The organism is Actinomadura sp. NPDC048955, assembly GCF_040649435.1.
GTDB lineage: Bacteria > Actinomycetota > Actinomycetes > Streptosporangiales > Streptosporangiaceae > Spirillospora > Spirillospora luteofluorescens.
Genome location: NZ_JBEZJI010000002.1, coordinates 258,211 through 283,539 on the forward strand (window position 1 = coordinate 258,211; position 25,329 = coordinate 283,539).

At 70.6% G+C, this 25,329-nt stretch carries 28 protein-coding genes; 13 read left to right on the plus strand and 15 right to left on the minus strand.

Annotation, left to right across the window (positions count from 1 at the left end; all coding sequences use genetic code 11):
• Positions 1-108 precede the first annotated feature (108 nt).
• The 3 genes from AB0C84_RS03270 to AB0C84_RS03280 are packed head-to-tail and all read left to right on the plus strand — an operon-like array spanning position 109 to position 3,268.
• Positions 109-1,806 carry a GMC family oxidoreductase gene (locus tag AB0C84_RS03270; protein WP_361060618.1) on the plus strand — a complete coding sequence of 566 codons (1,698 nt, stop codon included), beginning with the start codon at positions 109-111 and terminating at the stop codon, positions 1,804-1,806.
• A 50-nt stretch (positions 1,807-1,856) separates the two neighbouring features.
• A complete protein-coding gene (locus tag AB0C84_RS03275) occupies positions 1,857-2,219 on the plus strand; it encodes a PadR family transcriptional regulator (protein WP_361060620.1) in 363 nt (120 codons plus the stop codon).
• Positions 2,216-3,268, plus strand: coding sequence for a hypothetical protein (locus AB0C84_RS03280; RefSeq protein ID WP_361060622.1), 1,053 nt, complete (start codon positions 2,216-2,218; stop codon positions 3,266-3,268). The genes AB0C84_RS03275 and AB0C84_RS03280 overlap by 4 nt, the downstream gene beginning before the upstream one ends.
• Before the next feature lie 15 nt (positions 3,269-3,283).
• On the opposite strand, the gene AB0C84_RS03285 is transcribed toward AB0C84_RS03280, so the two are convergent.
• On the minus strand, positions 3,284-4,501 hold the full coding sequence (locus AB0C84_RS03285; protein ID WP_361060624.1) for a hypothetical protein: 1,218 nt from the start codon (positions 4,499-4,501) through the stop codon (positions 3,284-3,286).
• Positions 4,502-5,151: 650 nt separating this feature from the next.
• Here AB0C84_RS03285 and AB0C84_RS03290 point away from each other — a divergent pair.
• Together AB0C84_RS03290 and AB0C84_RS03295 are read left to right on the plus strand one after the other, a co-directional pair.
• A complete protein-coding gene (locus tag AB0C84_RS03290; protein WP_361060626.1) occupies positions 5,152-5,493 on the plus strand; it encodes a hypothetical protein in 342 nt (113 codons plus the stop codon).
• A gap of 147 nt (positions 5,494-5,640) precedes the next feature.
• Complete coding sequence (locus AB0C84_RS03295; protein WP_361060628.1) at positions 5,641-6,003, plus strand: VOC family protein; 363 nt, start codon at positions 5,641-5,643, stop codon at positions 6,001-6,003.
• A gap of 84 nt (positions 6,004-6,087) precedes the next feature.
• On the opposite strand, the gene AB0C84_RS03300 is transcribed toward AB0C84_RS03295, so the two are convergent.
• On the minus strand, positions 6,088-6,426 hold the full coding sequence (locus tag AB0C84_RS03300) for a helix-turn-helix domain-containing protein (protein ID WP_361060630.1): 339 nt from the start codon (positions 6,424-6,426) through the stop codon (positions 6,088-6,090).
• A gap of 90 nt (positions 6,427-6,516) precedes the next feature.
• Between AB0C84_RS03300 and AB0C84_RS03305 the strand changes: the two genes are divergently transcribed.
• Entirely contained in the window at positions 6,517-7,512 is a 996-nt protein-coding gene (locus AB0C84_RS03305; protein WP_361060632.1) for a zinc-dependent alcohol dehydrogenase family protein, read from the plus strand.
• Here AB0C84_RS03305 and AB0C84_RS03310 read toward each other — a convergent pair.
• Positions 7,509-8,000 carry a MarR family winged helix-turn-helix transcriptional regulator gene (locus AB0C84_RS03310; protein ID WP_361060634.1) on the minus strand — a complete coding sequence of 164 codons (492 nt, stop codon included), beginning with the start codon at positions 7,998-8,000 and terminating at the stop codon, positions 7,509-7,511. The genes AB0C84_RS03305 and AB0C84_RS03310 overlap by 4 nt on opposite strands.
• A 109-nt stretch (positions 8,001-8,109) precedes the next feature.
• On the opposite strand from AB0C84_RS03310, the gene AB0C84_RS03315 reads away from it, so the two are divergent.
• The 3 genes from AB0C84_RS03315 to AB0C84_RS03325 all read left to right on the plus strand — a co-directional run bounded on the left by AB0C84_RS03315 (position 8,110) and on the right by AB0C84_RS03325 (position 11,415).
• Positions 8,110-9,336, plus strand: a complete 1,227-nt coding sequence (locus tag AB0C84_RS03315) for an amidohydrolase family protein (RefSeq protein ID WP_361060636.1) — start codon at positions 8,110-8,112, stop codon at positions 9,334-9,336.
• Positions 9,337-9,430: 94 nt separating this feature from the next.
• Positions 9,431-10,759 (plus strand): protein kinase, encoded by a 1,329-nt coding sequence (locus AB0C84_RS03320; protein WP_361060638.1) that lies wholly within the window; start codon positions 9,431-9,433, stop codon positions 10,757-10,759.
• 47 nt (positions 10,760-10,806) lie between these two features.
• On the plus strand, positions 10,807-11,415 hold the full coding sequence (locus tag AB0C84_RS03325) for a GNAT family N-acetyltransferase (RefSeq protein WP_361060640.1): 609 nt from the start codon (positions 10,807-10,809) through the stop codon (positions 11,413-11,415).
• Positions 11,416-11,467: 52 nt separating this feature from the next.
• Here the strand turns inward: AB0C84_RS03325 and AB0C84_RS03330 are convergent, their stop codons facing one another.
• From AB0C84_RS03330 to AB0C84_RS03340, 3 genes are read right to left on the minus strand one after another with little or no spacing between them, the layout of a single operon-like run.
• Positions 11,468-12,433 carry a TerC family protein gene (locus tag AB0C84_RS03330; RefSeq protein ID WP_361060642.1) on the minus strand — a complete coding sequence of 322 codons (966 nt, stop codon included), beginning with the start codon at positions 12,431-12,433 and terminating at the stop codon, positions 11,468-11,470.
• Between the two features lie 49 nt (positions 12,434-12,482).
• Positions 12,483-13,133, minus strand: a complete 651-nt coding sequence (locus AB0C84_RS03335; protein ID WP_361060644.1) for a class F sortase — start codon at positions 13,131-13,133, stop codon at positions 12,483-12,485.
• Positions 13,134-13,150: 17 nt separating this feature from the next.
• Entirely contained in the window at positions 13,151-14,023 is an 873-nt protein-coding gene (locus AB0C84_RS03340; protein ID WP_361060646.1) for a DUF4397 domain-containing protein, read from the minus strand.
• A 423-nt stretch (positions 14,024-14,446) separates the two neighbouring features.
• Between AB0C84_RS03340 and AB0C84_RS03345 the strand changes: the two genes are divergently transcribed.
• Both AB0C84_RS03345 and AB0C84_RS03350 read left to right on the plus strand, forming a co-directional pair.
• Entirely contained in the window at positions 14,447-15,046 is a 600-nt protein-coding gene (locus AB0C84_RS03345) for an RNA polymerase sigma factor (protein ID WP_361060648.1), read from the plus strand.
• Positions 15,039-16,079, plus strand: a complete 1,041-nt coding sequence (locus AB0C84_RS03350) for a CU044_5270 family protein (protein ID WP_361060650.1) — start codon at positions 15,039-15,041, stop codon at positions 16,077-16,079. Before AB0C84_RS03345 ends, AB0C84_RS03350 begins: the two co-directional genes overlap by 8 nt.
• Positions 16,080-16,214: 135 nt before the next feature.
• On the opposite strand, the gene AB0C84_RS03355 is transcribed toward AB0C84_RS03350, so the two are convergent.
• Together AB0C84_RS03355 and AB0C84_RS03360 are read right to left on the minus strand one after the other, a co-directional pair.
• Entirely contained in the window at positions 16,215-16,811 is a 597-nt protein-coding gene (locus AB0C84_RS03355) for a hypothetical protein (protein ID WP_361060652.1), read from the minus strand.
• Positions 16,812-16,972: 161 nt separating this feature from the next.
• Positions 16,973-18,028, minus strand: coding sequence for a hypothetical protein (locus tag AB0C84_RS03360; protein WP_361060654.1), 1,056 nt, complete (start codon positions 18,026-18,028; stop codon positions 16,973-16,975).
• A gap of 92 nt (positions 18,029-18,120) precedes the next feature.
• Here AB0C84_RS03360 and AB0C84_RS03365 point away from each other — a divergent pair, with 92 nt between their 5' ends.
• Positions 18,121-18,741, plus strand: a complete 621-nt coding sequence (locus AB0C84_RS03365; RefSeq protein ID WP_361060656.1) for a hypothetical protein — start codon at positions 18,121-18,123, stop codon at positions 18,739-18,741.
• A 211-nt stretch (positions 18,742-18,952) separates the two neighbouring features.
• Here AB0C84_RS03365 and AB0C84_RS03370 read toward each other — a convergent pair whose 3' ends face one another.
• The 5 genes from AB0C84_RS03370 to AB0C84_RS03390 form a co-directional block, all read right to left on the minus strand.
• A complete protein-coding gene (locus tag AB0C84_RS03370) occupies positions 18,953-19,354 on the minus strand; it encodes a hypothetical protein (protein ID WP_361060658.1) in 402 nt (133 codons plus the stop codon).
• Between the two features lie 451 nt (positions 19,355-19,805).
• Complete coding sequence (locus AB0C84_RS03375; protein WP_361060660.1) at positions 19,806-20,450, minus strand: dihydrofolate reductase family protein; 645 nt, start codon at positions 20,448-20,450, stop codon at positions 19,806-19,808.
• 287 nt (positions 20,451-20,737) lie between these two features.
• The gene (locus AB0C84_RS03380; RefSeq protein WP_361060662.1) at positions 20,738-21,064 is read right to left on the minus strand and encodes a DUF397 domain-containing protein; all 327 of its coding nucleotides are present in this window, start codon (positions 21,062-21,064) and stop codon (positions 20,738-20,740) included.
• A gap of 39 nt (positions 21,065-21,103) precedes the next feature.
• Entirely contained in the window at positions 21,104-21,289 is a 186-nt protein-coding gene (locus AB0C84_RS03385) for a DUF397 domain-containing protein (RefSeq protein ID WP_361060664.1), read from the minus strand.
• A complete protein-coding gene (locus tag AB0C84_RS03390) occupies positions 21,286-22,095 on the minus strand; it encodes a helix-turn-helix transcriptional regulator (RefSeq protein WP_361060666.1) in 810 nt (269 codons plus the stop codon). Before AB0C84_RS03390 ends, AB0C84_RS03385 begins: the two co-directional genes overlap by 4 nt.
• A gap of 100 nt (positions 22,096-22,195) precedes the next feature.
• Between AB0C84_RS03390 and AB0C84_RS03395 the strand changes: the two genes are divergently transcribed.
• On the plus strand, positions 22,196-22,636 hold the full coding sequence (locus AB0C84_RS03395) for an ATP-binding protein (RefSeq protein WP_361060668.1): 441 nt from the start codon (positions 22,196-22,198) through the stop codon (positions 22,634-22,636).
• A 285-nt stretch (positions 22,637-22,921) separates the two neighbouring features.
• Here the strand turns inward: AB0C84_RS03395 and AB0C84_RS03400 are convergent, their stop codons facing one another.
• Together AB0C84_RS03400 and AB0C84_RS03405 are read right to left on the minus strand one after the other, a co-directional pair.
• Positions 22,922-24,034: a hypothetical protein gene (locus tag AB0C84_RS03400; RefSeq protein WP_361060670.1), complete on the minus strand. Its 1,113-nt coding sequence runs from the start codon at positions 24,032-24,034 to the stop codon at positions 22,922-22,924.
• Positions 24,035-24,087: 53 nt separating this feature from the next.
• Positions 24,088-25,305 (minus strand): Ig-like domain-containing protein, encoded by a 1,218-nt coding sequence (locus AB0C84_RS03405; RefSeq protein ID WP_258942866.1) that lies wholly within the window; start codon positions 25,303-25,305, stop codon positions 24,088-24,090.
• Between the last annotated feature and the right edge of the window lie 24 nt (positions 25,306-25,329).

Sequence of the window (25,329 nt, forward strand, 5' to 3'; positions counted from 1 at the left end):
TCCGCTGACAAACACGGTTTCCGAATCGCTGCGTCGCGTGCATGGCGCGCGGCGCTCCGGGAGGCCACACTCGGCCCCTTCGTTCCCCCGACGAAGGTGGTGTGTGCGGTGCCCGACGGTTTCGACTTCGACGTGATCGTGGTGGGTTCGGGGTTCGGCGGCAGCGTGTCGGCCCTGCGGCTGGCGGAGAAGGGCTACCGGGTCGCGGTGGTCGAGGCCGGGCGCCGCTTCGACGAGGACACGCTGCCCAAGACGTCCTGGCGGCTGCGCAGGTACGTGTGGGCGCCGCGCCTCGGGCTGCGCGGGATCCAGCGCGTCCACCTGGTGGGCGGCACGGCCGGCGTCCTCGTGCTGGCCGGGGCGGGCGTCGGCGGCGGCTCCCTCGTCTACGCCAACACCCTCTACGTCCCGCCGGAGCCGTTCTTCAAGGACCGCCAGTGGGGCCACATCACCGACTGGCAGGACGAGCTCGCACCGTTCTACGACCAGGCCCGCCGCATGCTCGGCGTCACCGTGAACCCGCTCGTCACGCCCGCCGACGAGGCGATGAAGCGTGTCGCCGACCGGATGGGCGCCGGTGACACCTACCACCCGACGCCGGTCGGCGTGTTCTTCGGCGAGAGGCCCGGCGAGGACACCGCCGACCCCTACTTCGGCGGTGCGGGGCCCCGCCGCACCACCTGCACCGGCTGCGGCTCCTGCATGATCGGCTGCAAGGTCGGCGCGAAGAACATGCTGACCAAGAACTACCTCTACCTGGCGGAGAAGGCGGGCGTCCGCGTCATCCCCGACACCACCGTCACCGCCCTGGCGCCTGGGGAGCCCGGCGGGTACGAGGTGACCGTCGAGCACACCGGCCCGCTCCGCAAGCGCCGCCGGACGCTGACCGCCGAGCACGTCGTCCTCGCCGCCGGGACGTACGGGACGCAACGCCTCCTGCACCGGATGCGCGCCGCCGGCCGCCTCCCGCACCTGTCGCCGCGCCTCGGCGAACTCACCCGCACCAACTCCGAGGCGCTCCTCGGCGTCGAGCGCATGACCGTCTGGCACCGCGGAAAGGACGTCGACCACAGCACGGGCCTCGCCATCACCTCGTCGTTCCACCCCGACGACAAGACCCACATCGAACCCACCCGCTACGGCGCGGGCAACAACGCCATGGGCGTCATCCGGACCCTGCTGGTCGACGGCGGCGGCGCGCCCCGCTGGCTGAAGTTCCTCGGGCAGGCCGCCCGGCACCCGACCGTCATCCTGCGCGGCCTGTCGCTCAAGGACTGGGCGAAGCGGACCGTCATCGCCCTGGTCATGCAGACCGCCGACAACTCCATCACCATCGGCGAGAAGCGCGGCCGCCTCGGCCGCCGCAGGCTCGTCGCGCGCCAGGGCGACGGAGAGCCCAACCCCACCTGGATCCCCGTCGCGCACGAGGCCGTCCGGATGCTCGCCGAGGAACTCGACGCCACCCCCGGCGGGACGTGGTTCGACCTGTTCAACATCCCGACGACCGCGCACTTCATCGGCGGATGCGTCATCGGCGAGACGCCCGACGCCGGCGTCGTCGACCCCTACCACCGCGTCCACGGCCACCCGGGCCTGCACATCGTGGACGGGTCGGCGGTCACCGCTAACCTCGGCGTCAACCCGTCGCTCACCATCACGGCCCAGGCCGAGCGCGCCATGGCCTTCTGGCCGAACCGCGGCCAGAAGGATCCCCGTCCCGAGCCCGGACGGCCCTACGAGCGCGTCGAGCGCGTCCTGCCCGACCGTCCCGCCGTCCCGCCCACGGCTCCCGCGGCACTCAGGTGACGTGTTCCCGCGGGCTTGTCATAGTCAGATGGTCGATATATAACGATGACATGCCCAAGACGATGCAGGAACCGACGTTCCTGATCCTCACCGCGCTCGCGGACGGCCCGCAGCACGGCTACGGGATCATGTCCGACGTCGAGCAGATCTCCGCCGGGCGCGCCCGGCTGCGCGCCGGCACCCTCTACGCCGCGCTGGACCGGCTGCAGGACGAGGGGCTCATCGCCCCCGACCGCGAGGAGGTCGTGGACGGCCGGCTGCGCCGCTACTACCGGCTCACCGAGGACGGCGCCGCCGCGCTGGCCGCCGAGGTCGAGGCGCTCCAGCACCGGACGCGGGTCGCCGCCCGCCGCCTGGCCGCGTTCCCGCGCCCGCGCGGCGGCGCGACCCCGGCCTTCGGGGGGCTCCGGTGAGCGCGCTCGAACTCCGCTACCGCCGCCTCCTGGCCTGCTACCCGGCCGCGCACCGCGCCGAGCACGGGGAGGAGATGCTGGACGTGCTGCTGTCGGCGGCCCGGCCCGAACAGACCCGGCCGGGCCTCGCCGACGCCGCCGACCTGCTGCTGGGCGCCGTCCGGATCCGGCTGCGCCGCGCCGCCGGGGACGCCACCGGGTCGCCGTGGCCGGGAGCGCTCGCCGTGGCCGGGTTCGTCTCGATGCTCATGCTGCTGGCCGAGGGCGCGCGGTTCGTCCTCAACGCGCCGCAGATGGGGATGGTGATCGCCGAGCGCCTGGAGGAGGACGGCCATCTGCGGTCCATGCTCGCCGCGTACTTTGGCACCGCGCCCTACTGGCTCGCCTGGGCGGTCATCGCGCTTCTGGCCTGGCGCGGAGCCCGCCGCCACGCCGCCACCGCCGCCTGCGCGGTGACCGTCGCGCAGGTCCTCCTCGCGATCTGGGGGGCGGGCTTCAGTGAGGCCCCGTACGCCTTCGTCGCGTCGTCCGTGGCGGGCGTCCCGCTGCCGCTCGCGCTGCTGGCCACGGCGTCGCTGGTCGCGTCCCCCGGCCCCCGGCACGGAGCCCGCCTGCTCGGACGCGCCCGCGTCGCCGGGATCGCGGTCATGGCGGGCGTGCTCGTCGCGGTCTCGTCGCAGCCGCTGTTCAGCCTCCTGTTCCAGGGCGACCTCGGCCAGGTGAACCTGGACGACATCGATCGGCTGTACGCCTTCTCTCAGAAGTGGAGCCACGCCCAGTTCGCCGTCGCGCTGGCCATCGCCGTCGTCGCCTGCGCCGCCCTGTCGAAGTCCCACCAGGGCCGCCGGGCCTGCGCGCTGCTGGCGTTCGCGGGCCTGCCGCTCCTCGCCCGCGTGGGGCCGTTCGAGATGGACCCGCCCGGCGGCCTCCCCGTCCTCACCTATCTCCTCGCGGAGGGCCTGGCCGGCTTCGCCGTGACCATGCTGTGCATCCGCCTGGCGGAACTTCCGCTCAGGAGCAGTGCCTCCGGCCGGCCCGGCAAGGCCTGACGGCTCGTGCTCGCGCTACTCCTCGGGCTCGGCCTCCGCGGGCTCGGCCGGGGGTTCGTCGATCGCGCGGCGGGTCGCCTGGTGGACGCGGACGGCCAGGATCGCGCGGGCGAACCGCCCGGCCAGCTCGCCGTCCATCAGCTCCGGGACCTGGTCGACGCCGACCAGGCCGCCCGGCTGGACGGTGACCGCGCCCACGTCGCCGATCCGGACGCCGCGGCCGTCGTCGAGATCCTCCATGGACGGGAGGTCGAGCGCCGCGCGGAGCGTGTCCTGCAGCGCCCGCACGGTCGCGGCGTCGCGCTCGATGCGGATCTCGGCGGCGTCCGCGCGCTCCTCGGCCCGGTCGGCCCGCGCGCGCTCGCCGTCGATCCGGGCGTCGGCCGCGTCGGCGAGCTGCTCGGCGCGCTCGGCGCGCGCGGCCAGGTCGGCGGCCCGCGCCGTCGCGGCGTTGCGCTCCACGCTCAGCCCCGCGACCTCGCCCTGCACGACGCTCAGCTCCGCGCGCAGCCGCCGCTCCGTCTCGGACGCGGCCTCCAGCTTGGCGCGCGCCTCCGACAACTCGGCCCGCACGTCCGCCAGTTCGGCCCGCACGTCCGACAGGTCGCTCTTGGCCGCGGCCAGCGCGGCCTGGTCGTTGCTCAGCCGCGCGGCCAGGTCGTCGCGTTCGCGCTCGGCGTCGCTGCGCGCCTGGTGCTCGGTGCTCCACGCCGCCTCGGCGCGCTTGCGGAGCCCCTCGGCGTGCGCGGCCTCGTTGGCGGACGTGGCACGGGCCTGCTGGTGGGCGCCGGCCTCCTTCCACGCGTTGGCCTCGCTCTCCTGGGCCGCGATGATGCTGGCCTTCGCGGCGGCGAGCCCCTCGACCAGCTCTTCCTGCGCCGCCACGGCCTCCAGGCGGGCGGCCTCGGCGCGGGCCTCGGCCTCGCTCGCCAGGACGTCCGCCTGGGCGGCCTCCCGCCGCGCGTCCCGCGCCTCGGCGAACGCCTTCTCCGCGCCCGCCAGCACGTCGCTGACCTCGCCGTCCAGCCGCACGCCCAGCACGCCCGCGCTCTCGACGAGCTGGGCGACCAGCCCGGCCAGCCGCTCCACGTCCTGCCCGAACGCGCGGACCGGCGCGGGGACGGTGCTCGCGGCGCGCTCCGCGGGCTCGTCCGCGGCCACCGGAGCGCCGCCCGGCATCCGGATCGGCGCCGTCAGCACGCCGTCGTCCGGGACCTCTTGATCTTCGCGCACGCGAGCATCCTAGTGAACCACCCGGTTTCGCACCTCCCCCGCGAACAGGTCCATATCGCTCAGCCGGGGAGGCCGCGCTCGTAGGCCGCCGCGACCGCCCCCGCGCGGTCCCGGACGGGACGTCGTCGCCGAATCGGCCGCCCGGCCGTCCCTGGGCGCCCGATGAGCCGACCTCCGGTCCACCGATCGGTGGATTGCGTCCGCCGCCGGTGCTTGAATTCGGGCACACGAACGGGGAAGTGGGGGCCAGATGGTGGACGAGGTCATCGCCCGGCTGGAAGCGCTCGCGGCGGATTCAGGCGGACGCGTCGAGCTCGCGCCGCCGGTGAGCCGCGAGGAGATCTCCTCGTGGACGATGAGGGTGCCCGACGACTTCCGCGCGTTCCTGGAACGGACCTCCGGTTTCACCGTCGGAGGGCATCCGCACGTCTTCGACCTCAACCTTCCCGACAACCATGAGCCGGTGGTCAACGAGTACTGGCCGCTGCAGGACGAGTCCGCGAGCTGGATCCTGCACAGCGACGGCTCCGCGACGACGTACTACGTGGACGTCGATCCTGAGAGCGGCGCGTGGGGCCGCGTCTTCAGCTTCTGGGAGGAGCCCTACGCCCGCATGGTCGCCCCCAGACGTCCTGACCTGGGTCGACAACGTGGTCACGGGAACGCGCCTCGCCCTGGAGACGGCGCAACAGGGAACCGACCTGCGCCGCGCGTTCTCCGAGTGGCTCTACGGCGCCGAGGGATCCCTTTCCCGCCACCCCTCAGACGTCGTCGAGCCCATGCCGGTCGTCGAGGCCCGAACGTCCGACGACGCGCTGGTGGCGGAGATCGCCTCCTGCCTCCCGGACGACGCCTTCCTGGCCGACCTGCGAACCGCCGGGTATCCCACTGAGGTCCCGTTCGCCCGCGTCGTCCCCGCAGGAGAGGTGGTCACCTACACCCGCTTCCACAACGGAAGCTTCCTGGCCGCGGCCCTTGTCCCCGATCTCTGACCCGCTGTCGCCGGACGTCCGGCCGGGGTGACCGAGCACAAATTTCTTCAAGCCCGGGACGTGCCCGTGCCAGCAGGCTGGTCGCACGCGGGGCGCTACGGCGGCCCCGCGCTCGTTCCAGCCATGTTCGTCAGCAGGGGGTTTCCCATGTCCGTCCTCAACGCCCTTGGCGCGGTCATCATCGACTGCGCCGACCACACCGCGCTGGCCGAGTTCTACCGGAAGGCCACCGGGTGGGAGGTCAGCTACGGCGACGACGACGTCGTCTACCTCGTCAACGGCTCCGGGCCGCAGCTGGCGCTCCAGCGGATCGAGGGCTACCAGCCCCCCGTGTGGCCGGGGCCCGCCAAGCACGCGCACCTGGACTTCACCGTCGCGGACGTCGAAGTCGCGGTGAAGGAACTGCTCGCCCTTGGCGCGACCCGTCCCGACACCCAGCCCGGCGCGGGCGAATGGACCGTTCTCATGGACCCGGAGGGCCACCCCTTCTGCATCGCGGCAGGCGACTGACCTGCGCCGACCCTGATCGCTGGACGCCCGGTCGGAGCGGAACACCGCCCCGGGCCGGGCCGTTCGCGGTCGAGGGCGAGGCGCCTATCTGACCGCGGGGTGGGGGGACGTGCTGTCGGCGGTGACGATGGCGTCGACCAGGCCCGGGAAGACCTCGTCGACCTCGTCGCGCCGGAGGGCGTTCATCCGCGACGTGCCGACGTAGTACTGCCGGATGAGCCCGGCCTCGCGCAGGATCCGGAAGTGGTGCGTGGCCGTGGAGTTGCTCACGGGCAGGTCGAAGGCCCCGCAGCGGATGTCGTCGGAGGCCTCGTGGAGCTTCGTGATGATGCTCCGCCGCACCGGATCGACCAGCGCCTCAAGGATCTGCTGCAACGGGATCGTCCGGACGTCGGGGTGCGCCGGGATGCGGTCGGCCTCCATGGCGGCCATAGTACGACACTCATCAAAGTTTGACAGCCATCGTACTTAGGGGTTCAGTGGACCGACCTGCTACGAGGAAGGTCCTGCGCGATGGCCAAGACGGTGATGTTCCACGAGCTCGGCGGCCCCGAGGTGATGAGGCTTGAAGACGTGGAGGTCGGTGATCCGGGCCCTGGTGAGCTGCGGATCCGTGTGGAGGCGATCGGTCTCAACAGGGCCGAGGTGCTGTTCCGGACGGGGAACTACATCGAGCCGGTGAAGGCCTTCCCGGCCAGGCTGGGCACCGAGGCCGCCGGTGTGGTGGAGGCGGTCGGCGAGGGCGTCACCGGGTTCCGGCCAGGGCAGCCGGTCAGCACGGTCCCCGGGTTCTCGCAGAACGAGTACGGGATCTACGCCGAGCGGGCGATCGTGCCCGCCGCGTCGGTGCTGCCCCGCCCCGAGGGCCTTGACGCGATCGAGGGCGCCGCGGTGTGGATGCCGTACCTGACGGCCTATGGCGCGCTGGTCGAGGTCGGCGGGATGCGGCCGGGCGACACGGTCGTGCTGAACGCGGCGTCCAGCAGCGTGGGGCTGGCCGCGATCCATGTCGCCGACCGCATCGGGGCGACGCCGATCGCTCTGACCCGCACCGCCGCGAAGAAGGAGGCGCTGCTCAAGGAGGGCGCGGCCGAGGTGATCGTCACCGGGTCGGACGACGTGGCCGGACGGGTGCTCGCGGCGACCGGCGGCCGGGGCGCCGAGTTCGTCTTCGACGCCGTCGCGGGCCCGGGAGTGACGGACCTCGCCAGGCTCGTCGCGCCCGGCGGGACGCTCCTGGTGTACGGGGCGCTGAGCGGCGAGCCGACCCCCTATCCGGGCATCGACCTCGGCTTGCCGGCGCTGAACATGCGCACGTACACGATGCTGGAGACGGCCAGGGACCCCGAGCGCCTCCGCCGCGCCGCCGCCTTCGTGACCTCCGGCCTGCGCTCCGGCGCGTTCCGACCCGTCATCGACCGTACGTTCCCCCTGTCCGAGATGGCCGACGCCCACCGCCACCTGGAGTCGAACACCCAGATCGGCAAGATCGTCGTCACCGTCGGCTAACTCCTCGCGCGGCCGCTCTCGCCGTCCTGGCCGCGGCGCTGCCGGGCGGACCAGGCGCCGGCGTCCTCGCTGTAGCGGACCAGGAACCGGGCGAACTGGATGCGTTCGGCCGGATCCCACGCCGCCGTGATGTCCTCGAAGGTCTCGCGCTGCGCGGAGGCGAAGCGACGGCGCTCGGTCTCTCCGGCGTCCGTGAGTTCCAGGACGGTGCGCCGGCTGTCCGCCTGGGACGCGGCTCGCCGCAGGAGCCCGTCGGCGATGCAGGCGGCGACGGTGCGGCTGGCGACGGGCTGGGTGACCCCCATCTCGGCGGCGAGCCCGCCGACCGTCATCTCTCCGGGGGCGTTCGCGACCACGTTCAGGACGAGGTTGCGCGTGAGATCCCCTCGCCCGCCGGAGGTGCGCCGCCGCAGCTGCGAGAGTGCGGGCCCGACCTGGTCGAGGAGGGCGCCGCCGTCGGTTCCCTGGCCCCGTGGGGAGTCGTCCATGCGGCCATCCTACGGAGTCACTGTCGACATGCATATACATGACACGATGCATTTGCATAGCAGATGCTATACATTTGGAGGAGGTCGTACTCCAGGAACGAGGTAAGCCATGTCCATGACCGCTATCACCGGTGCCCAGGTCTTCGACGGTGAGAAGACCCTGGGCGTGACCACCGTGCTCGTCGAGGACGGGCGGATCGCCCGCATCGGCGGTGACGTCCCAGAGAACGCTGAGACCGTCGACGGCAGCGGGGCGACGCTCCTGCCGGGCCTGATCGACGCCCACGTCCACACCGGCCGGGAGTCGCTCGCCCTCGCGCTGCGGTTCGGCGTGACGACCGAGCTGGAGATGCAGGGCCTCCACACGCGCGGCAACCGCGGGGACATCAGCGAGGACGACACCCTCGCCGACGTGCGTTCCGCCGGGTTCGGCATCACCCCGCCGGGCGGCCACCCCAGCGAGCTGTTCCCGGAGGGCTTCCGCCCCGGGCCGCCCCCGGGCGTGAAGCCGGCCGGGCAGCCGCCGCTCATCCCGCTCTCCACCATGCCCGAGGAAGCCGTCGCGTTCATCCCGCAGCTCATCGAACGCGGCTCGGACTACATCAAGTTCATGGTCGACGACGGCAGCGTCGAAGGGCACGCCGGCCTTCCGATGCTCGACCAGGCCACCCTGAACGCGGGCGTCGCCGAGGCCAGGAGGCACGGCATGCTCACCGTCGCCCACACCCTGACCGTGGACGCCACCCGCATGGCCATCGAGGCGGGCATCGACGGCCTGGCCCACCTGTTCATGGACCGGCCCCACACCGACGAGATCATCGAGATGGTCAGGGACTCCGGAGTGTTCGTCGTCCCCTGCGTCGTCCTGAACGCCTCCATGATGGGGATCACCGGCGGCGACCTCGCCGACGACCCCCGCGTCGCCTCCCGCCTGGACGCCGCCTGGGACACGACGCTGCGCTCCAGCTACGGCCACTACCCCCAGGGCGAGATCGACGACGTCCTGGCCACCGTCAAGGCCCTCAGCGACGCGGGCGTGGACCTGCTGGCGGGCACCGATGCCGCCATGCCCCTGCCGTTCCTGGGCGGGATCGCCCACGGCGCGAGCGTCCACCACGAACTGCAGTACCTGGTCCGTGCTGGACTCAGCCCCGTCCAGGCCCTGCGCGCGGCCACCTCCGTCCCCGCCCGCCATTTCGCCCTCGCTGACCGCGGACGCATCACCGAGGGGCTGCGTGCCGACCTCCTGCTGGTCGACGGCGACCCCACCACCACCATCTCCGACACCCTCAACACCCGCGCCGTCTGGCGCCGCGGCACCCGCCTCGCGACCTGACCCCCACCCGCCGGGCCCCTGTGCGCATTCCCGGCTATATAGACATATGCGTCTATATAATGTGCGGGTCGTTTGGCTGAGCTGAGGAGAGTCGATGCGCGGTGGTCTGGAGCTGGCCGGGCGGTATCGGCTGGAGGCGCCTCTCGGCAAGGGCGGAATGGGGGAGGTGTGGCAGGGCGTCGACCTGCGGCTGCGCCGCCCGGTGGCGGTGAAGATCCTCCCGCTGAGCGGGGCCGTCGACGGGTCCGGGGTCGCGCGGTTCCGGCGGGAGGCGGAGATCGCCGCGACCCTGGACCATCCCGGGATCACCACGGTGTTCGACGTCGACGAGCACACCGACGGGGGACTGCGCCTGCTGTTCCTGGTGATGGAGCTGATGCGGGGGCGCGACCTGGCCTCGGTGCTGCACCAGCGCCCGGCGGGGCTGCCCGTCGCGCAGGTGACGGACTGGGCGGTGCAGATCCTCGACGCCCTCGACGCGGCCCACCGGCGCGGGGTCGTGCACCGGGACATCAAGCCGGCCAACCTCTTCCTCACCGACACCGGGCAGGTGAAGGTCTGCGACTTCGGGATCGCCCGCCTCGCCGACGCCACCAAGATCACCGCTACCGGGTCGTCGGCGGGGACCCCGGTCTACATGGCGCCCGAGCAGATCGAGGGCCATCCCGTCGACGAGCGCACCGACCTGTACGCCTTCGGCTGCGTGCTCTACCAGCTGCTGACCGGGACCACCTGGGTGGACACCGACTCGAGCGCCGGTGCCATCCTCTACCAGCACCTCAACAAAGCCCCGGTCCCCCCGCGATCCGTGCGGCCCGATATCGACGACCGCCTGAGCACGCTGGTCCTGGACCTGCTGGCCAAACAGCCCGGCGCCCGGCCGAAGGACGCGACCACCGTCGCCGAACGCTTGCGCGGCCTCGGCCCCCGCCCTCCGTTCCACGGCGAGCCCGCAGGTCCGTGGCAGGCCCCTCCCCAACAGCGCGGCGGGTACCCCTGGCCTCCACAACCCCAGGCGGCGTACCGCCCCACGGCGGCGATGGAAAGCGGCGGAGGTGGCACCGCGATCGCCGCGATGACGCTGGCCCTGCTGTGCGTTCCAGGACTTCTGCTCCTGCTCGTCAGGTTCAATTACGAGCTGGGCGTGCCCGACTCACCCGGCGTGGTGCTGTCCTATGTGAATCTGGCGTCGGGCTTCGCGGAGCCGGTCGCGCTCGCCGTCGGCGCGTGGCTGCTGTCCCGGCGCAGAGCGGGAGGACGCTGGACGATCGCGATAACCGCCGGGTCGGTGGCCCAGCGCATGTGCGGAAGGGGGGACGAGTACGGTTGGGGTCCCGTGGCGTTCGTCTTCATCCTGGCGACCGCCGCCCTGATCATGGCCGTACTTCCGTCCACCGGCCGCTGGTGCCTGCGACGAGACTAGCCCGTAGTCCGGCCTGCGCGAGGAGTCGGGGCGGACGAAGGAGACTCATGCTCACCCTGGCGCGAATCGCCGAGGCCCCCGCTGCGCTGACACGCCATCTGGAGTCGTGGGACGGTGCGCGTCTCCTCTTTCGTCCCTTGGCCAGAACCGACGCCGAGAGTCTGGCCGGTTTCCTCGCCGGGCTGTCTTCCGAGACCCGCAGGTTCAGCACGTTCGACGGCTACGACCTGGCCGCCGCCCGCGAATTGTGCGCGGCGATCGCGCGCTACGACAAGCTTCGCCTGGTCCTGGAGGAAGAAGCGTCCGCCAGGATCGTAGGTTTGCTGGAGTTCAGCCTTGCGCTGACACAAGGGGATGTCGAACGCTATCGCCAAGCCGGAATCCATCTGAATGAGGAGACCGACTGCCGGTTCGGCCTCACCCTGTCCGACGACCAGCAGAGCAAGGGGTTGGCGACGCTGGTCCTTCCGCTCATCTGCGATGTCGCCCTGCGGCTCGGCAAACGCAGGATCATCCTCTGGGGCGGCGTCCTGGCCGACAATCCCCGCGCCATTCGCTTCTACGAGAAGAACGGCTTCCGGCGGGTCGGTCCCTTCACCGGGCCGGACGGCCGCACGTCCCTGGACATGATCCTGGACCTCGGCCGCACCCGGTGAACGGATCCGACGGGCTGAGGGCCGGGCACCCGCGGCCCGGTGGTTGAGCGGATCACCGAACCGGTCCGTCCTCGCCGTCGCCGGACGGGGACCTGCGGGTGGCGACGAGGGACCAGGCGATGGAGGCGGCGATGGTGACGGCGATGACCGAGAGGGTGAGCGGGATGGGGAGCTTGCCGACGGGAGTCTCCGACAGGATCAGCTTGACGCCGGCGAACACGAGCAGGACGGCCAGGCCGTAGTGGAGGTAGGCGAAGCGGCGCAGGAGGCCGGACAGGCAGAAGTAGAGGCTTCTCAGGCCGAGGACGGCGAAGGCGTTGGCGGTCCACACCAGGAAGGTGTTGGTGGTGATGGCCAGCACCGCGGCGACCGAGTCGACGGCGAAGATCAGGTCGGTGGCCTCGATCGCGACCAGGGCCACCAGGAGCAGCGTCGCGGCGCGCCGGCCGTCGAGGCGGACGACGAACCGGTCACCGTGGAAGCGGGGGTCGGTGGGAACGACCTTCGTGACGGCGCGGACGACCGGGTTCCTGTCGGGGTGGACCTCGGTGTCCTTGGAGACGGCCATCTTGTAGCCGGTCCAGATGAGGAAGGCGCCGAAGACGTAGGCCGTCCAGAAGAACAGCCGCAGCAACTCGGCTCCGACGAAGATGAACACCAGCCGGGCCGCCAGCGCGCCGATCACGCCCCAGAGCAGCACCTTGTGCTGGTAGGCGTCGGGGACGGCGAAGAACGAGAAGACCAGCGCGAAGACGAACACGTTGTCGATCGACAGCGCTTTCTCGATCAGGTAGCCGACGTAGTAGGTGGAGGCGACGTCGCCGCCCTGCCACAGCGCGAGGACGCCGCCGAAGCCCAGCCCGACGGCGATCCAGGCGCCGCTCCACGCGGCGGCCTCCCGGAAGCCGATCACGTGGCTGTCGCGGTGGGCGAGGAGGTCGACGGCGAGCATGGCGACGATGCCGGCCATCACGGCGGCCCACACCCACAGCGGGACGGCGAACGACGGTTCGTTCATGAGAAGGCCGGAATCCTCGGTGACGTGGACGGAACCTGCCACCGCGCGGTCAGCGCCGGACGGGGACGGCGGTGATCACGAGGTTGTCGCGGTAGCGGCCCGTCCGGCTGTCGAAGGGGCCGCCGCAGGTGATGACGGTGAGGCGGGGACCGCCGTCGTGGGCGAACACCTCTTCCAGCGGCATCGCCTCCTTGTCGATGGCCTCGCGGGCGACCGCGCGGTAGCCGACGATCCGCCCGTCGGCGAGGCGGACGGTGAGCCGGTCGCCGGGGGAGACGCGGCGCAGCGCGGCCAGCGCGCCGAGCCCGCTCCGGCGGGAGTCGACGTGCCCGGCCAGGACCGCCGACCCGGCGGACGAGCCGGGAAGGGGCCCGTATCGGTACCAGCCGACGCGGGCGACGTCGCCGGGCAGCGCCATCGCGCCCGCCGGATCGACGCCCACCGGCACCACGGCCGCGCGCAGCCCAGCGGACGGCACCGCGAGCTCCACCGGCCGTACGGGCGAGGCGGCCCCCTGCCCGGGCGCCCTCCCCGCGTCCGTGCGCCGGTCCACCGCGTCGGCAGAGCCGAACGATGGCCGATGCCCACTGTCCGCAAGGCCGTCCCGGGTCGCCGACAGCCAGAGCCCGGCCCCGCCGGCGCCGGTCAGGAAGAGGCCGGCGGCGGCGAGGACGGGCAGCAGGCGCGATGATGCGCTCATCGGCGCGTCCTCGGCGGTCAGCGCCGGTCGCCGTGCAGGACGCCGCGCCGGCGCACGACGAGCAGCCGCGTGCCCGCGCCGATCGTGACCAGGAGGGCCAGTCCGGTGGCGCCGGCCAGCCACGCGGGCGGACCGCCGTCGATCTCGGCGGCCTGGCCGCCGGTCCCGCCGGGTACCCCGCTGGGTGCGGTCTGCAGGCCGGTGATGGTCTGCACGGCCAGCTTGAGGTTCTCGTCCTTGGCGCTGCCCCATGCGTAGACGATGGTGTTGGAGCCTTCGGCGATGGTCAGCTCGGTCGGCCCGATGACGACGGTGCCGGTGCCCGCGAGGGTGACGTCCGCCTTCACCGTCCCTGCGGGCGCCTCGGTGACGGCCTCATCGGGGTTGGAGAGGTTCTTGACGATCGCGGTTCCGTTGGCCCGCACGTCGACGGCGGGCGCGGCGGCGATGTGCCGGACGGTCAGCCGCCCCTTCCCCGCCGGGACCTTGGAGGTGTCGTTGGCGTAGGCGTTGAGTGCCGGGCTCCCGCTCTCGGTGAGGTTGGCCGTGAGCGTGACGTTCGTCCCCGCGGTCACCTCGACGGTCTTCTCGATGGCCGGGGTGCCGCCGGGCCCCTCGCCCGCCTTGAAGACCTTGATGTCGTAGCTGCCCGAGGGCAGTTGCAGCGGTGCGCTGAGCGAGCCGGGCGTGAAGTCCGAAAGGATCTTCTTGCCGTTCGCGAAGACGTCCACGGTCAGGCCGGGGACGGCGTGCAGCACGCGGACGGTCGCCGTCGCCTGCGCGGCGGCACGCTGCGTCCGGTCTCCTTGTGCGGTCGTCGCGGAAGCAGCGGGCCCCGCGGACACGGCGAGTGCGAGCGCGGCCAGGGTGGCCATCACCAGTCTGCGCATTCGTGAGACTCCCTCCGTGTAAAGGCGCAACGGCCTCTGCCAGAAGCCGCCCGATCTCATGGAGAACGTTGGAAGATCGGGCGAAAAATGTGCCACTTGACGTTATGTGCACAGATTCCCGCGGCATGTGCCGACAAGCCCGCCAAAAGCAAAGAAGCCGTAAGGGAAGGGAAGGGGAGATATGTGAATCAGATGCAACCGATCCGCTGGTAGTCAGCAGATATCCGAAGGCCATGACCGTGGCGGCGCCCAGGACCATGGACAGGAGGGCGACAGTGGACCGGTTGGGGCACGCGGCGGCAGGAGGCGGACGATCGCGATGACCACCGGAGCGCTGGCCCGGCGGTCGCCGAAGAGATGGGAACCGGATGGGGGGCGGCTCGGCAACAACGGGTGTCCCGACCCGAAGCCGAGAGGCCGTGTATGAGCACTGCGAGTGAAGAGGACGCCGATGACGCCTCCGTCATCAGGCGGTCCCGTCAGGAGCCCGAGGCGTTCGCCGCGGTGTTCCGCCGGTACGCCCCGGACATCAAGCGGTACGTGATCCGCCGGCTGGGCGCCGATGCCGCCGAGGACGTGGTGGCCGAGACGTTCCTGGCGGCGTTCCGGCAGCGCGACCGGTACGACCTGTCCCGTCCGAATGCCCGGCCCTGGTTGTACGGGATCGCCACCAACCTGATGGGCCGTCATGTGCGGGCGGAGGTGCGGCAGTTGCGCGTCCTGGAGCGGATGGGCACCGACCCGGTGATGGAGCCGTTCACCGAGCGCAGCGACGAGCGGCTCAGCGCGGGGGCGTCCAGCAGGGCGCTGGCGAGTGCGCTGGCCGCGCTGCCGAGGGGGCACCGCGACGCGCTGCTGCTCGTCGCCTGGGGCGATCTCAGTTACGCGGAGACCGCCCAGGCGCTGGACGTGCGCGTCGGGACGGTGCGGTCCCGCATCAATCGCGCCAGGCAAAAGCTTCGCAGGCAGCTCGGTGCGACCGAATCCGTGATCTACGTCAGTGAGGAGCCCGTCCATGAATGAGATGACCGAGCTTGAGCGGTTCCGCTCGGACGTTCCCGAGCTCGACCTGACCGACGTGCGGGCCGAGGAGCACCGGCTCCTGAGCGCCATGCGGGACGCGGCCCCCGAGCACGGTCGTTCCACCGGGCGGCGCGTCTCCCGCCGGGGCGTGCGGCTGCGGATCGGTCTGGCGGCGGGGCTGGGCGTCGCCGCCGCCGCGGCCGGGGTCATCGTGGTCAACGCGGGCGGCGAGCCCGGCACCCCGCCGGTCGTGCACACGATGCCGGTGGCGTCGGTGCAGCTCCTCAAGCGGGCCGCCGACCACGCGGCCCGGTCCTCGGAGCTGCACCCCCGTCCCGGCCAGTTCCTGGTCTTCGACTCGCGGACCATGGACACCGTCGAGAGCAACTCCGGCGGTCGCCAGGAACGGTACCTGGACCGGCAGGAACGGAAGATCTGGCTGCCCGTGGACGGCGACGCCACACACGGCGTCCTTCAGTCCAGGACGCTGGAGCCCAAGCCGTACCCGGGGTGGCCCGTCCCGGCCGAGGCCCGCCAGAACGTCGGACGGAGCTCGCGGTCCAAGGCCGCCGACTTCGACGACCGTGCCGAGCACCTGCGCAACGACTACGCCTACCTGAGCCGCCTGCCGGCCGATCCGGCGAAGATGTACGAGCACCTGTACATCGGCCTGGGCACCGGCCCCTCAGCCGACGCCACGGCGTGGCAGAACGTCGGCGGCATGCTCACCGAGGCCTACATGCCCCGCGCGCAGCGGGCCGCGCTGTTCCGGGCGGCGGCGTCCATCCGCGGCGTCACCACCGTCGGCCGCGCGGTGGACGCGGCAGGCAGGACCGGAATCGCCGTCACACTGAACCCGCCCGGTAGCGGTGTCCGCGAGGAGTACATCTTCGACGACGAGACCTACGAGTTCCTCGGACATCGCAGTGTCGTCACCAAAGCCCAGGAGGCGGTGGCCCCGGTCGGGAGCGTGCTGACCAACTCGGCCCAGCTGAAAGTCTCCATCGCAGACAAGCCCCCGACGGTGAACTGAGCCCAGGGCGAGGTGGGGCCGGTGATCCCGACCGGCCTCACCTCGACGAGCCGTGGCAGGAGAGTCGGAACTGCCGTTCCTCCTTGCCGGGCCAGGCCACCGCGGCTGACTGGAGTGGGGGGACTCAGGACCCCGTCAGGATGCCGTTGCGAGCGAGACGAGGGCCACTGCCATGGCTGCGGCGCACATGACGCCGGCAATCACGAAGGCGAGCCGGTAGGGATGCTGTTCGACCCATGACACGAGGCCCGGATACGTCTTGGCGAACCTTTTGGCGGTGACGGGACCGGCGGGCCCGCTGCACGGCACGCCGAGGGCGTCCACCAACCGGGCGAGGTCTTCGCGCGTGTAGAGGCTGCCCTGCACCCTGACGAGCAGGGCGCGTTGCGCGTCGAGCAGGAACAGGCTCTCGCCGACCCCTCCGCGGGGTGCGATGAGGCTCGCGCGCACCACCTCCGCGATGTTCGGGCGTGGCAGGCGCTTTCGGTAGAACAGTCCTTGGACGACGAGTTCGTGAACCGTCAGGGTGATCCGGGCGCTGACAAGGGACCCGATCCCCAGCGGGACGAGCACGGCGAACAGGCCGCCCACGATCGGGGCGAACACGGTGGGGGCGTCGCCGATCAGGATCGCGGCGACGATGCCCGCGCCGGCCACCGCCAGGACGATCAGAACGATCAGTCCCGCCCGGAAGTCCGGCCGGACCACGAGCTCATCCTGAACCTCGCCCACGCCGACATCGCCCCTTCCCCGCCCCTCAAGAGCTTGCCGCATCGGTGCCGGTGCTCTAGCCGAGCGGAACCGGTTCACGCTCGTGGGGATGCGCAGTGGCCCCTGCCTCGCGCCCTTGCGTCAGGCTCGTCAAGGCCGTCGCCCGGGTGGGGCCTGATCGTTCATCTGGTCAGGGCGTCGACACGGTCTCTGACGTCGGCGTATTCGTTCTCCGCGTCCTCGATGACCGTCTGCGGGGTTCGGCCTTCGCGTCGTTGGAGGTGGGTTTCGGCGATGCGGGCGATTTCGGGTCGTGGGCCGGTGGCCTCGTCGTCGATGTCCTCGCCGGACGTGAAGGCCATGGCGGCCTCGAAAGGGCCGACGCCGGCGGCTAGGAGGTAGAGGAGGTCGCACAGGTCCTTGGCGACCGGACCGATGTCGCCTTCGCCTCCGAACAGCACGACGGGTTGCTGCTCGATCGGGAGGCCTTCGTGGACGCGCCAGAACGCGACCCGTCCGCCACTGCCGTCCCTTCCGAACGTCCGGAACTCCCGGTCGGCGTCGTCACTGCCCGTCCAGGACGCGATCGCATCCGGCTCGAAGCGGTCGAACGTCTCGAAGTCGAGCCCGTCGAGTCCGGAGGCGTCCTGGTGGGCCTTGAGCGCCCGCAGGGCGGCGGGGACGGGTTCGTCGGGCTCGGGAGTCGGCCAGAGCGGGATCGTTCGGGCATCCGGTGTCACCACCCCCAGCAGTTCCGGGTCGTTCTCGGCGCGTTCGTTGAGGGTCAGCAGGAACCAGATGAACCGGCCGTCCTCGTGGTACCGCACCTCGAAGGTGCTCTCGTCGTCGCGGTGCAGTACGTGGACGACGTTTCCGTACTCCGCGACCATGCTGTCCAGCGCCCGTGCGCGGGCCTCAGGCTCGGGCAGCGCGACCGTGAGGCCGTCCCGCACCGGCGCCGGGTAGGACTCGGTGATGTAGACCTTGGTGACATAGCCGATCACCGGACCGCGGCCGCGCACCCGGGGTGAGGGGTAGCGGCCCGGGATCCTCACGGTGGCCTTGTAGGCCATCTCCCAGCCTTGCTCCGGGACGCCCATGCCGTCCCAGCCGTCCCTGGCGGGGAACAGCGGTGGTGGACGCAGACCGTGGGCCCGGTGCAGCTCGGCCAGCCGAGGGTCGTCCGTGCGGCTGCCGAGCAGCTCTTCCAGCAGGGCGAAAGACGGCGAGATGATCACACCTGGACGGTAGTGGCACGCGCGTCCACACGGAGGGCCGGATCTACTCCGGGCAGTCTCGGCGGACACCGGGGCGGGAGCCCGTAGCGCCCGTGGATGAAGTCGTGACCGGCGTCTTCTGTGATCTCGACCGCCCAGCCGTACGCGTCACCCCATCCCAGGAATGGCCGGCCGTGCCGCCGATTCCCGTCGATGCGGTCACGCTCTGTACTGTCTCTGCTGAGCCCGTGCAAGTAAGCGGGAAAAATCCAAAGCAGGAGAGAATCATGAAGGGTCTCACGAACCTTCTCACCATCCTCGTCGCAGCGATCATCGGCGGTGTCACCGCCAGTCAGGTCTACTTCGTACCTTTGGCCGGCGACGCCAGCGGGGAGGATGTCGTCAGGGCCGTCATGCTGGGCGGCACCACTGGCGCCATACTCGCCATCTTCGCCAGCGTGATCATCGTCATCATCGCCAGCGTGGGCACCGTCCTCCTCGGCAAGCTCGCCTCGTACACCCTGCTGGGTTGCGGCCTTGTGATGCTTGGCCTGAGCGGCTTCATGTTCGTCTTCGGCGACAAGGGGCCCCTCGCGTGTGCCGCGGGCCTGGGCCTCCTTGCGGGCGTCCTCGCCGACTACATCGCCGGCTGCACCGGCACCGTCAGCGCTGCTGGAACAGTGCCCCCGCAGGGGCGGAACCCCAAGTCCTCCGGTGGTGCTTCGCAGAAGTAAGGCCGGAGAACCGACACCCATCGGCGGCCGGGACCCTGTTCCCGGCCGCCGATCCGTTCGACGGCCACCACGCACCCAGGTACCGGCGCACCGCGCCGGGTTCATCTGGTCAGGACACGATCTCTGACAGGCGCCGCCTATGCGATCGCGTCTGCCGCCGCCTTCGCCGCCGTCCACCTGCCACCGCCGTCTCGCCGAACGAGGCGGCGTCTCAGGCGACCTTGCTGATCTTGCATTCGATGCCTGCGGGGCCGATCGGAGCTTGCGCCGCGGAGGTTCCTCCGAAGGTCTTCGTGCCTCGAACCTCGAAGGTCTGAAGGCCGATCCGCTGGCGGGAGGCCGCATCCAGGACCTCGACGGTGACCGAGTAGCTCGTCGCGTCGCCTGCGATCGTGCCGCTGATCGTCACCGTGCCCTGCGATCCGGCCGCATTCACCTGGCAATCGACGTTGGCCCTGTAGTTCTTCGGGCCAAGGGACGGGGTGTTCCCTTCCAGCGCACCGATCGAGTAGAGCACGGCGAGCAGTCCCAGGAGCCCCGGCAAACCCAAGGCGATGATCAGGAAGGTCTTCCGCCTCGGGCGGGGACGCGAGCCGTACTCGTCATTGGCCATGGTCCACTCGTGAGTAGGCATCGCTGTCCCGTCACCCGGTCGATCCCGCTGAGCAAAGTCTGTGCAGGTCAGCATATGGCTCAATATGCGCGGTTTGATCTTGTGGGTCTGGTACGGGGACCGGCCGGCGCCGGTGGCCAGGCCACTGCGGTCCACGGACGACGAAGGCGCCCAGGACGCTCCGTGCACACGCGATCCCCCCCGCACGGAGAGCACGAGCGGCGATGATCAGCCCTCCCATCGGGACGCGAGACGATCGCGATCACCGCAGGCGCGGCGGCGCGCAGCGCACGGCAGCCGCTCAGCTGGTGACTCGGGAAGGCGAGGGGGCCTGGCTGCTGCCAGTCCCCCTCGTGTGGGGGCTTCGGCTCGGCGCCGAAGTCTTGGTGACGGTGGCGGCCGTTGGCCATCCTCATACGGAATCGATCAGCTCATCGCCGCTCGTAGCCGATCAACCGTGCCGGGTCGGACGATAGGTCAGCACCTGCGTGTGGGCGTCAAAAGTACGGGCCCCGAGCAGCTCCAGGTCGAAGTCGTCCGCACCGTCGAAGATCCGGTCAACGCCGGTCGCCCCGGAGATCACTGGGAAGACCGTCACCTCGATGGTGTCGATCAGGCCGGCGTTCAGCAGCGCCCGGTTGAGTTTGAGGCTGCCGTGGGAGCGCAGCGGCACGTCGGATTCGGCCTTGAGGCGCGTGACCACCTCGACGGGATCGCCGGACTCGATGGTCGTGTCCGGCCAGTTGAGCGGCTCGGTCAGCCGGCTGGAAAGCACCGTGACCGGGGAGGCGAACATGCGCGTGATCCACCCGTCGAACAGGCTGCGATCGAAGCCTGCGTCGAGGAACGGCGCGTTCGACGTGTAGGTGTTGGCCCCGAGCACCATGCGCAGCGGGTCGCGGTAGGCGGCGGCGCGGTGCGCAAGGAATTCGGGGCCCTGCTTGCCCCAGTAGCCGCCCCAATCGCCCTCGTGGTTGGCGAAGCCGTCGAGCGTGGAGAAGATGTCGAAGGTGTACGTGGCAGTCACGGTGATCTCCCTGCGGGAAGTCGGTCGCGCCGCGCCTTGCGGCGGCCTCACCCCTGCTACGAACACCACCGCCCCAACCCGACACGCCTCCCGGATTTCTTTCGAAAAATCTTCCGGGCTCTTCCGGGCTCTTCCGGATCGAGGATGTAGCTCTCGGCGGGCCCTGCCGCCTCGACGAGCTCGGCTTGGAGATGAAGGGCCAGCGGACCGCCATGGCCAGGGTGGAGGAGACCACGAAGGTCATCGGGGTCGGGCTCTACTTGCCCGTTCAAGGCCAGGATGCGAGGTGCGGATGTGCGGTCTCGGGCGTGGGAACTCCAGGTCGGGACCGTCGGGTTCCAGCATCATCCCGATGTTCAACGCGGCATAGTGTCTCGCTTGGCCCGGCTGAGGAGGACGGCGAAGGCACGGGGGGTGAGGGTGAGGTGGCCTGCGTCGGGGGCTTTGCTGTCCCTGATGGCGATCGCGTGGGGAAAGGCGGCCAGCTCGACGCACTGGCCGCCGGTTTCGTCGCTGCGAGTGGATCTGCGCCATGAAAACAGGGTGAGTTCCACGCAGTGGCCCCCAGTCTCGTCGCTATGTGTGGATTTGCGCCAGGGAAGACGGGCGACTTCCACGCACTGCTCGGAAGTGCCCTCTGTGCTTCTACTGCTCTTGCGCCACGTGGGGCGGTGTTCCGTCACAGCGTCTCCTACCTCGTTCCGCGCCCGGAGGCGGGTCGGTCAGTGCGGGAGTCTGTCCAGTTTGGCGCGGGTGAGGAGGTCGGCGAAGGCGCGGGGGGTGAGGGTGAGGTGGCCTGCGTCGGGGGCTTTGCTGTCTCGGATGCCGACCGCATGGGGGAGCGCGGCCAGTTCGACGCAGTTGCCGTAGTCGTCTGATCGAGTGGATTTGCGCCAATGAATGTTCATGATAGTGAGTCCAGTGTCTTGGCGATGAAGGCGCGGGATGCCTCGACGGACAGCGAGGACATGCCGATCTGGTCGTAGCGTATCGCTTGCTCTTGGATATCTGCCGGATCGAGGGATATGTGAGCTGTGGTCCCATAGTTGGCGAATCCAAGGTCACCGGTGGGTGTCTGCATCACGCTGAACCCGCATCCGACGCCGCCGTAGCCGATCAACTTGTCCGAGGTCACCCGCAGGTAGACGTTCGGCCACTCTGAGACTTCGAGAAGGTGACCGAGTTGGTCTCGCATCGCGTCCACGTCTCCGAACACTCGCAGCACAGCGGCAGTGTCGAGGATTGCCATGAGTGTGCACGGATCTTGGCGGGTGAGGATCTCCTGGCGGGCCAGGCGTTCTGTCACCGCGTCGTCGGCGTCCGTCCTGCGGCTGGACGTGAAGATGGCGCGGGCGTAGGCCTCGCGTTGGAGGAGCCCCGGGATCAGCGAGGGCTCGTAGGTCTTGATGAGGTTCGCTCGGCGCTCGTATTCCTTGAATGTTTCCCACCAGTCCAGGTCTCGGGCGTTCTTGGCGTGTTTGACCAGATTCTCGAATAGGCCTTGAAGGCCCCATTCGTGGTCTAAGACCCGGGCGCGGCCTGTGGGGAGTTGTACGTCGCCCGATTCATACCGTGCGACAGTCGACCGATCGCAGTCGAGTACGACGGCCAGGGCGGCTCCGGAGATCCGCCGCATCTGGCGCTGTCTGCGCAGCTCAACGGCGATGAGATGCCAGAGCGAGAAGTCGGGGCGCAGGAAGTCGGCGCGGCTCATTCACTTTCCTCCGTCGTTGCATCTGCTTCACGAACCTTTCGAAATTAACCCGGTGCGGTCACGCTTGTCTCTGGAATGCAAAGAAAGGAGGGTGGTGGAAATGGCGGTAGACGTCGTGGATGCGGGCGAGGTGGACATTTCTTGTCTGGCTGACCGGACGGTGCCGGGGATGGTGCGGACGGTGGTCGGGTTGCGGCTTTCGGAATGGGGGCTCGGGGTGGTGGCTGACAGCGTTCTGCTGATCGTCGCGGAGCTCGTCACCAATGCCGTGCGGGTCGCGGGGGAACGGGAGATCCGGGTCAGGTGCGTGCGAGAGGTGCGGGGCGTTCTGGTGGCCGTGTGGGATCCGGCTGAGGAGAGGCCTGTGACTCAGCCGCTGATGGGGCCGGGGGACGTCGGGGCGGACGCTCGGGCGCTGGACGACGGGTACGACGACGGGACCGGCGGGTGGGGGTTGCCGCTTGTGCAGGCGCTGGCGTCCGCGTGCGGGGTGACCGGGGCCGCGCCCGGCAAGTGGGTGTGGGCGAGGGTCTCGTGCTGAGGCGGAGGCGCAGGGCCGTCCGGTATCTGGATCTGCTGGCGCTTGCGGTCGGGGCGCTCGGGTGGCGGTGCGTGAAGCTCTATGGGCGCGAGTTCCCTACGCCGCTGCTCTGGGTCTACGCGAGTGGGGTCGCGGAAGACGTGGGGGTGGTCGTGAGGGTGCGGGCCGTGGGGGGAGCGTGGGTTTACCAGGACGTCCAGCGAGGGCGCGTGCTCTTCCCCTGCGGGGACGCCAAGGCTGCGGCGGAGCGGGTCGATTCCGTTCTGAAAGGGCGGTTGTTTCCTGCTACGTGGTGAGGCGGTGGCGTAGGCGGCGGATGTTGCGTTGGATCAGGGTTTCCTGGAGGGCCACCGCTGCCAGGGCCAGGGCTGCTTCGGCGCCGGCCTGGGCTATCTCCTCGGGGGTCGGCGGGGCTGCCGTTTCCGTGGACGGGTCGTAGCGCAGGTCTTCGAGGTCGCCGACTATGTGCGCCGGGGTGTTCTGGAGGGTGGCCAGGTCTTCTTCGGCCCATTCAGCTAGGCGGGCCTGCCATTCGGGTGGGGCGGCGACCTTGTTGCCGCGCTTGGCGCGTGACTGGAAGCGGGCCGTGACGGCCTGGCGGATCAGGTCGGCGTTCTGGCCGCTCCAGGACGTCTGGCGTATGGCCGCGTTCATGGACGACAGGACCAGTGTCTCCGGGGCCGTCAGGCCCGTGTGGGCGCGGTCGGTGGGCATGGTGGGCGGCTCGGCGAAGGAGGGGAGGCCGATTGCCTCGGCGAAGCGTTGCCACAGGAGGTGCGGGGGTTTGCCGGGGGTGGTGACGACGCTGACGCGGGTGGCGCCTGCGTCCGACCAGCGTTGGGCCAGGCCGCCCAGGTGGAACGCTCGCCACAGGTGGGCGGACCGGTCGGTCTCGATGTGGTCCCGGCCCTTTTCGCGCTCGGCGGCCAGGCCGGTCAGGTAGCGCTCGAAGCTCACCGAGCGGCCGTTGCGGATGTGCTGCTGCCAGAGGGAGGGCAGGGCCCAGCCCAGGCTGCGGGCCGTGATCACGACCTCGACCTCGTCGGCGCCCAGCGCGTCGAGAAGGCGGTGGATCGCGGGGGTCCGGATGACCGAGAGTGCCTCGGCGGACAGGAGGGCCGTGCCGGGCCTCGACTTCACGTCGTCCAGCAGGGTCTGCCAGGAGGAGGTCTCTTCGGACGCGCGGTCTTGCGAGACCCAGGGGAACTCTGTTCCCAGCAGGCCGTAGCTCGCCCATTCGTGGTTGGCGACCGTTCGCTTGCCCCGGGCCCAGTCAGGGCTGACGGGGTAGCGGACGCCCGCCTTGACGAGTGCGTCGGCGTTCGCCTGGAGCACGTGTTGCAGGAATGTCGTGCCCGACTTCTGCACGCCGATGTGAAGGATGATCCTCGCCGCCACCCGGGCACTCCCTTCGCGACCTGTCGGTCACGAAGGGTAGTGGCCCGGACGGCTCAGGCGTGGGAGGTGGTGATGGGCTTGCCGAGGGCGCCGCCGCTGGTCCACTTGGAGAAGGGGAGCTGCCAGTAGCCCCAGCCGTTCGTCCACTGGAGGCTGCGCTTGGTGCCGGTGATGGTGACGAGGTCGCCCCGGTAGGACCAGTGGAAGAACCACTGCGCGTCGTTGGCGGGCGAGCGGACGCAGCCGTGGCTGCAGTTGCGGTTCCCGAGGCAGGTCGGGTCGTCCATGTTCTGGTGGATGTACTCGCCGCTGTTGGAGATGCGGGTCGCCCACGGGACCTTCTCGTCGTACCAGCCGGGGTCGCCCTTCTTCTTGCCGGGCGGGCGCATGCGCTCCAGGCGGACGTGGTCCATGGTCAGGTGGACGCCGCTGGTGGTGAGCAGGTGGTCGACGCCGTCGCCCTGGACGTCGCCGCCGCTGCCGAGGCTGACGCCCCAGGTGCGGACGGTCTGGCCGTTCTTCTTCACGACGGCGCGGTGCGTCCGGGCGTTGATGTTGACGACGTGGGAGTCGCCGATCTTGAAGGTGCGGACCGTGTCGCGGTCGCCGAAGACGTTGTCACCGATCTTCAGGCCGGCGAAGTGGACCTTGACGGTGACGGTCTGGCGCGCCTTCCACGGGTGCTTGGGACGGAAGACGACCGAGGGCAGCCCGTTGAAGGACTCGCCCGCGCTCAGCCAGCGCCAGGCGCCCTCGGTGGGCGTCGTCGAGGAGATCTCGATGGCGCGCTCGATGGCGGGCTTGGCCTTCTCCGGGACGGCCTTGTTGAACTGGACGAAGACCGGCATCCCGGTGCCGACCGTCTCGCCCTGGCTCGGCACGACGTTGTTCACGCGGGTGGCGGCGGTCGAGCGGGTGGTGCGGAAGGCGCTCGTCGCGGTGACGGACTTGCCCTTGTCGGACGTCGCCGTGGCCGACACCTGGTAGCTGCCGCCGGGTTGCAGCGTCCAGTTCGAGCGCCACTTGGTCTTGTCGGACGACAGGCTGCCGGGGACGTCGACGCCCTTGAGCTTCACCGAGACGTCGCCGAGCTTGCCGCCCGCGGCCATCACGGTGACGCCCTGGTCGGGACGTGCCTTGCCGTCGCCGTTCGCCGGGGCGATCGTCACCTGGGGGGCGCCGTCGTCGCCCTTCGTGGTCGTCCCGCCGCCACCGTCGCCACCGCCGCTGCTCCCGCCGCACGCGGTCGCCAGGCCCAGGACGAGGGCCATCACCAACGCCTTACCTCGCACCGT

What these genes read in the sequence shown, in the direction of transcription:
- AB0C84_RS03335 (WP_361060644.1), bottom strand. Translation starts at nt 13,133, where the DNA reads ATGAGCGCATCATCGCGCCTGCTGCCCGTCCTCGCCGCCGCCGGCCTC.
- AB0C84_RS03370 (WP_361060658.1), bottom strand. Translation starts at nt 19,354, where the DNA reads ATGGCCAATGACGAGTACGGCTCGCGTCCCCGCCCGAGGCGGAAGACC.
- AB0C84_RS03390 (WP_361060666.1), bottom strand. Translation starts at nt 22,095, where the DNA reads ATGAGCCGCGCCGACTTCCTGCGCCCCGACTTCTCGCTCTGGCATCTC.
- AB0C84_RS03385 (WP_361060664.1), bottom strand. Translation starts at nt 21,289, where the DNA reads ATGAACATTCATTGGCGCAAATCCACTCGATCAGACGACTACGGCAAC.
- AB0C84_RS03305 (WP_361060632.1), top strand. Translation starts at nt 6,517, where the DNA reads ATGGCCAAGACGGTGATGTTCCACGAGCTCGGCGGCCCCGAGGTGATG.
- AB0C84_RS03315 (WP_361060636.1), top strand. Translation starts at nt 8,110, where the DNA reads ATGTCCATGACCGCTATCACCGGTGCCCAGGTCTTCGACGGTGAGAAG.
- AB0C84_RS03300 (WP_361060630.1), bottom strand. Translation starts at nt 6,426, where the DNA reads ATGGAGGCCGACCGCATCCCGGCGCACCCCGACGTCCGGACGATCCCG.
- AB0C84_RS03345 (WP_361060648.1), top strand. Translation starts at nt 14,447, where the DNA reads ATGAGCACTGCGAGTGAAGAGGACGCCGATGACGCCTCCGTCATCAGG.
- AB0C84_RS03310 (WP_361060634.1), bottom strand. Translation starts at nt 8,000, where the DNA reads ATGGACGACTCCCCACGGGGCCAGGGAACCGACGGCGGCGCCCTCCTC.
- AB0C84_RS03405 (WP_258942866.1), bottom strand. Translation starts at nt 25,305, where the DNA reads ATGGCCCTCGTCCTGGGCCTGGCGACCGCGTGCGGCGGGAGCAGCGGC.
- AB0C84_RS03340 (WP_361060646.1), bottom strand. Translation starts at nt 14,023, where the DNA reads ATGCGCAGACTGGTGATGGCCACCCTGGCCGCGCTCGCACTCGCCGTG.
- AB0C84_RS03275 (WP_361060620.1), top strand. Translation starts at nt 1,857, where the DNA reads ATGCCCAAGACGATGCAGGAACCGACGTTCCTGATCCTCACCGCGCTC.
- AB0C84_RS03350 (WP_361060650.1), top strand. Translation starts at nt 15,039, where the DNA reads ATGAATGAGATGACCGAGCTTGAGCGGTTCCGCTCGGACGTTCCCGAG.
- AB0C84_RS03295 (WP_361060628.1), top strand. Translation starts at nt 5,641, where the DNA reads ATGTCCGTCCTCAACGCCCTTGGCGCGGTCATCATCGACTGCGCCGAC.
- AB0C84_RS03395 (WP_361060668.1), top strand. Translation starts at nt 22,196, where the DNA reads ATGGCGGTAGACGTCGTGGATGCGGGCGAGGTGGACATTTCTTGTCTG.
- AB0C84_RS03325 (WP_361060640.1), top strand. Translation starts at nt 10,807, where the DNA reads ATGCTCACCCTGGCGCGAATCGCCGAGGCCCCCGCTGCGCTGACACGC.
- AB0C84_RS03330 (WP_361060642.1), bottom strand. Translation starts at nt 12,433, where the DNA reads ATGAACGAACCGTCGTTCGCCGTCCCGCTGTGGGTGTGGGCCGCCGTG.
- AB0C84_RS03320 (WP_361060638.1), top strand. Translation starts at nt 9,431, where the DNA reads ATGCGCGGTGGTCTGGAGCTGGCCGGGCGGTATCGGCTGGAGGCGCCT.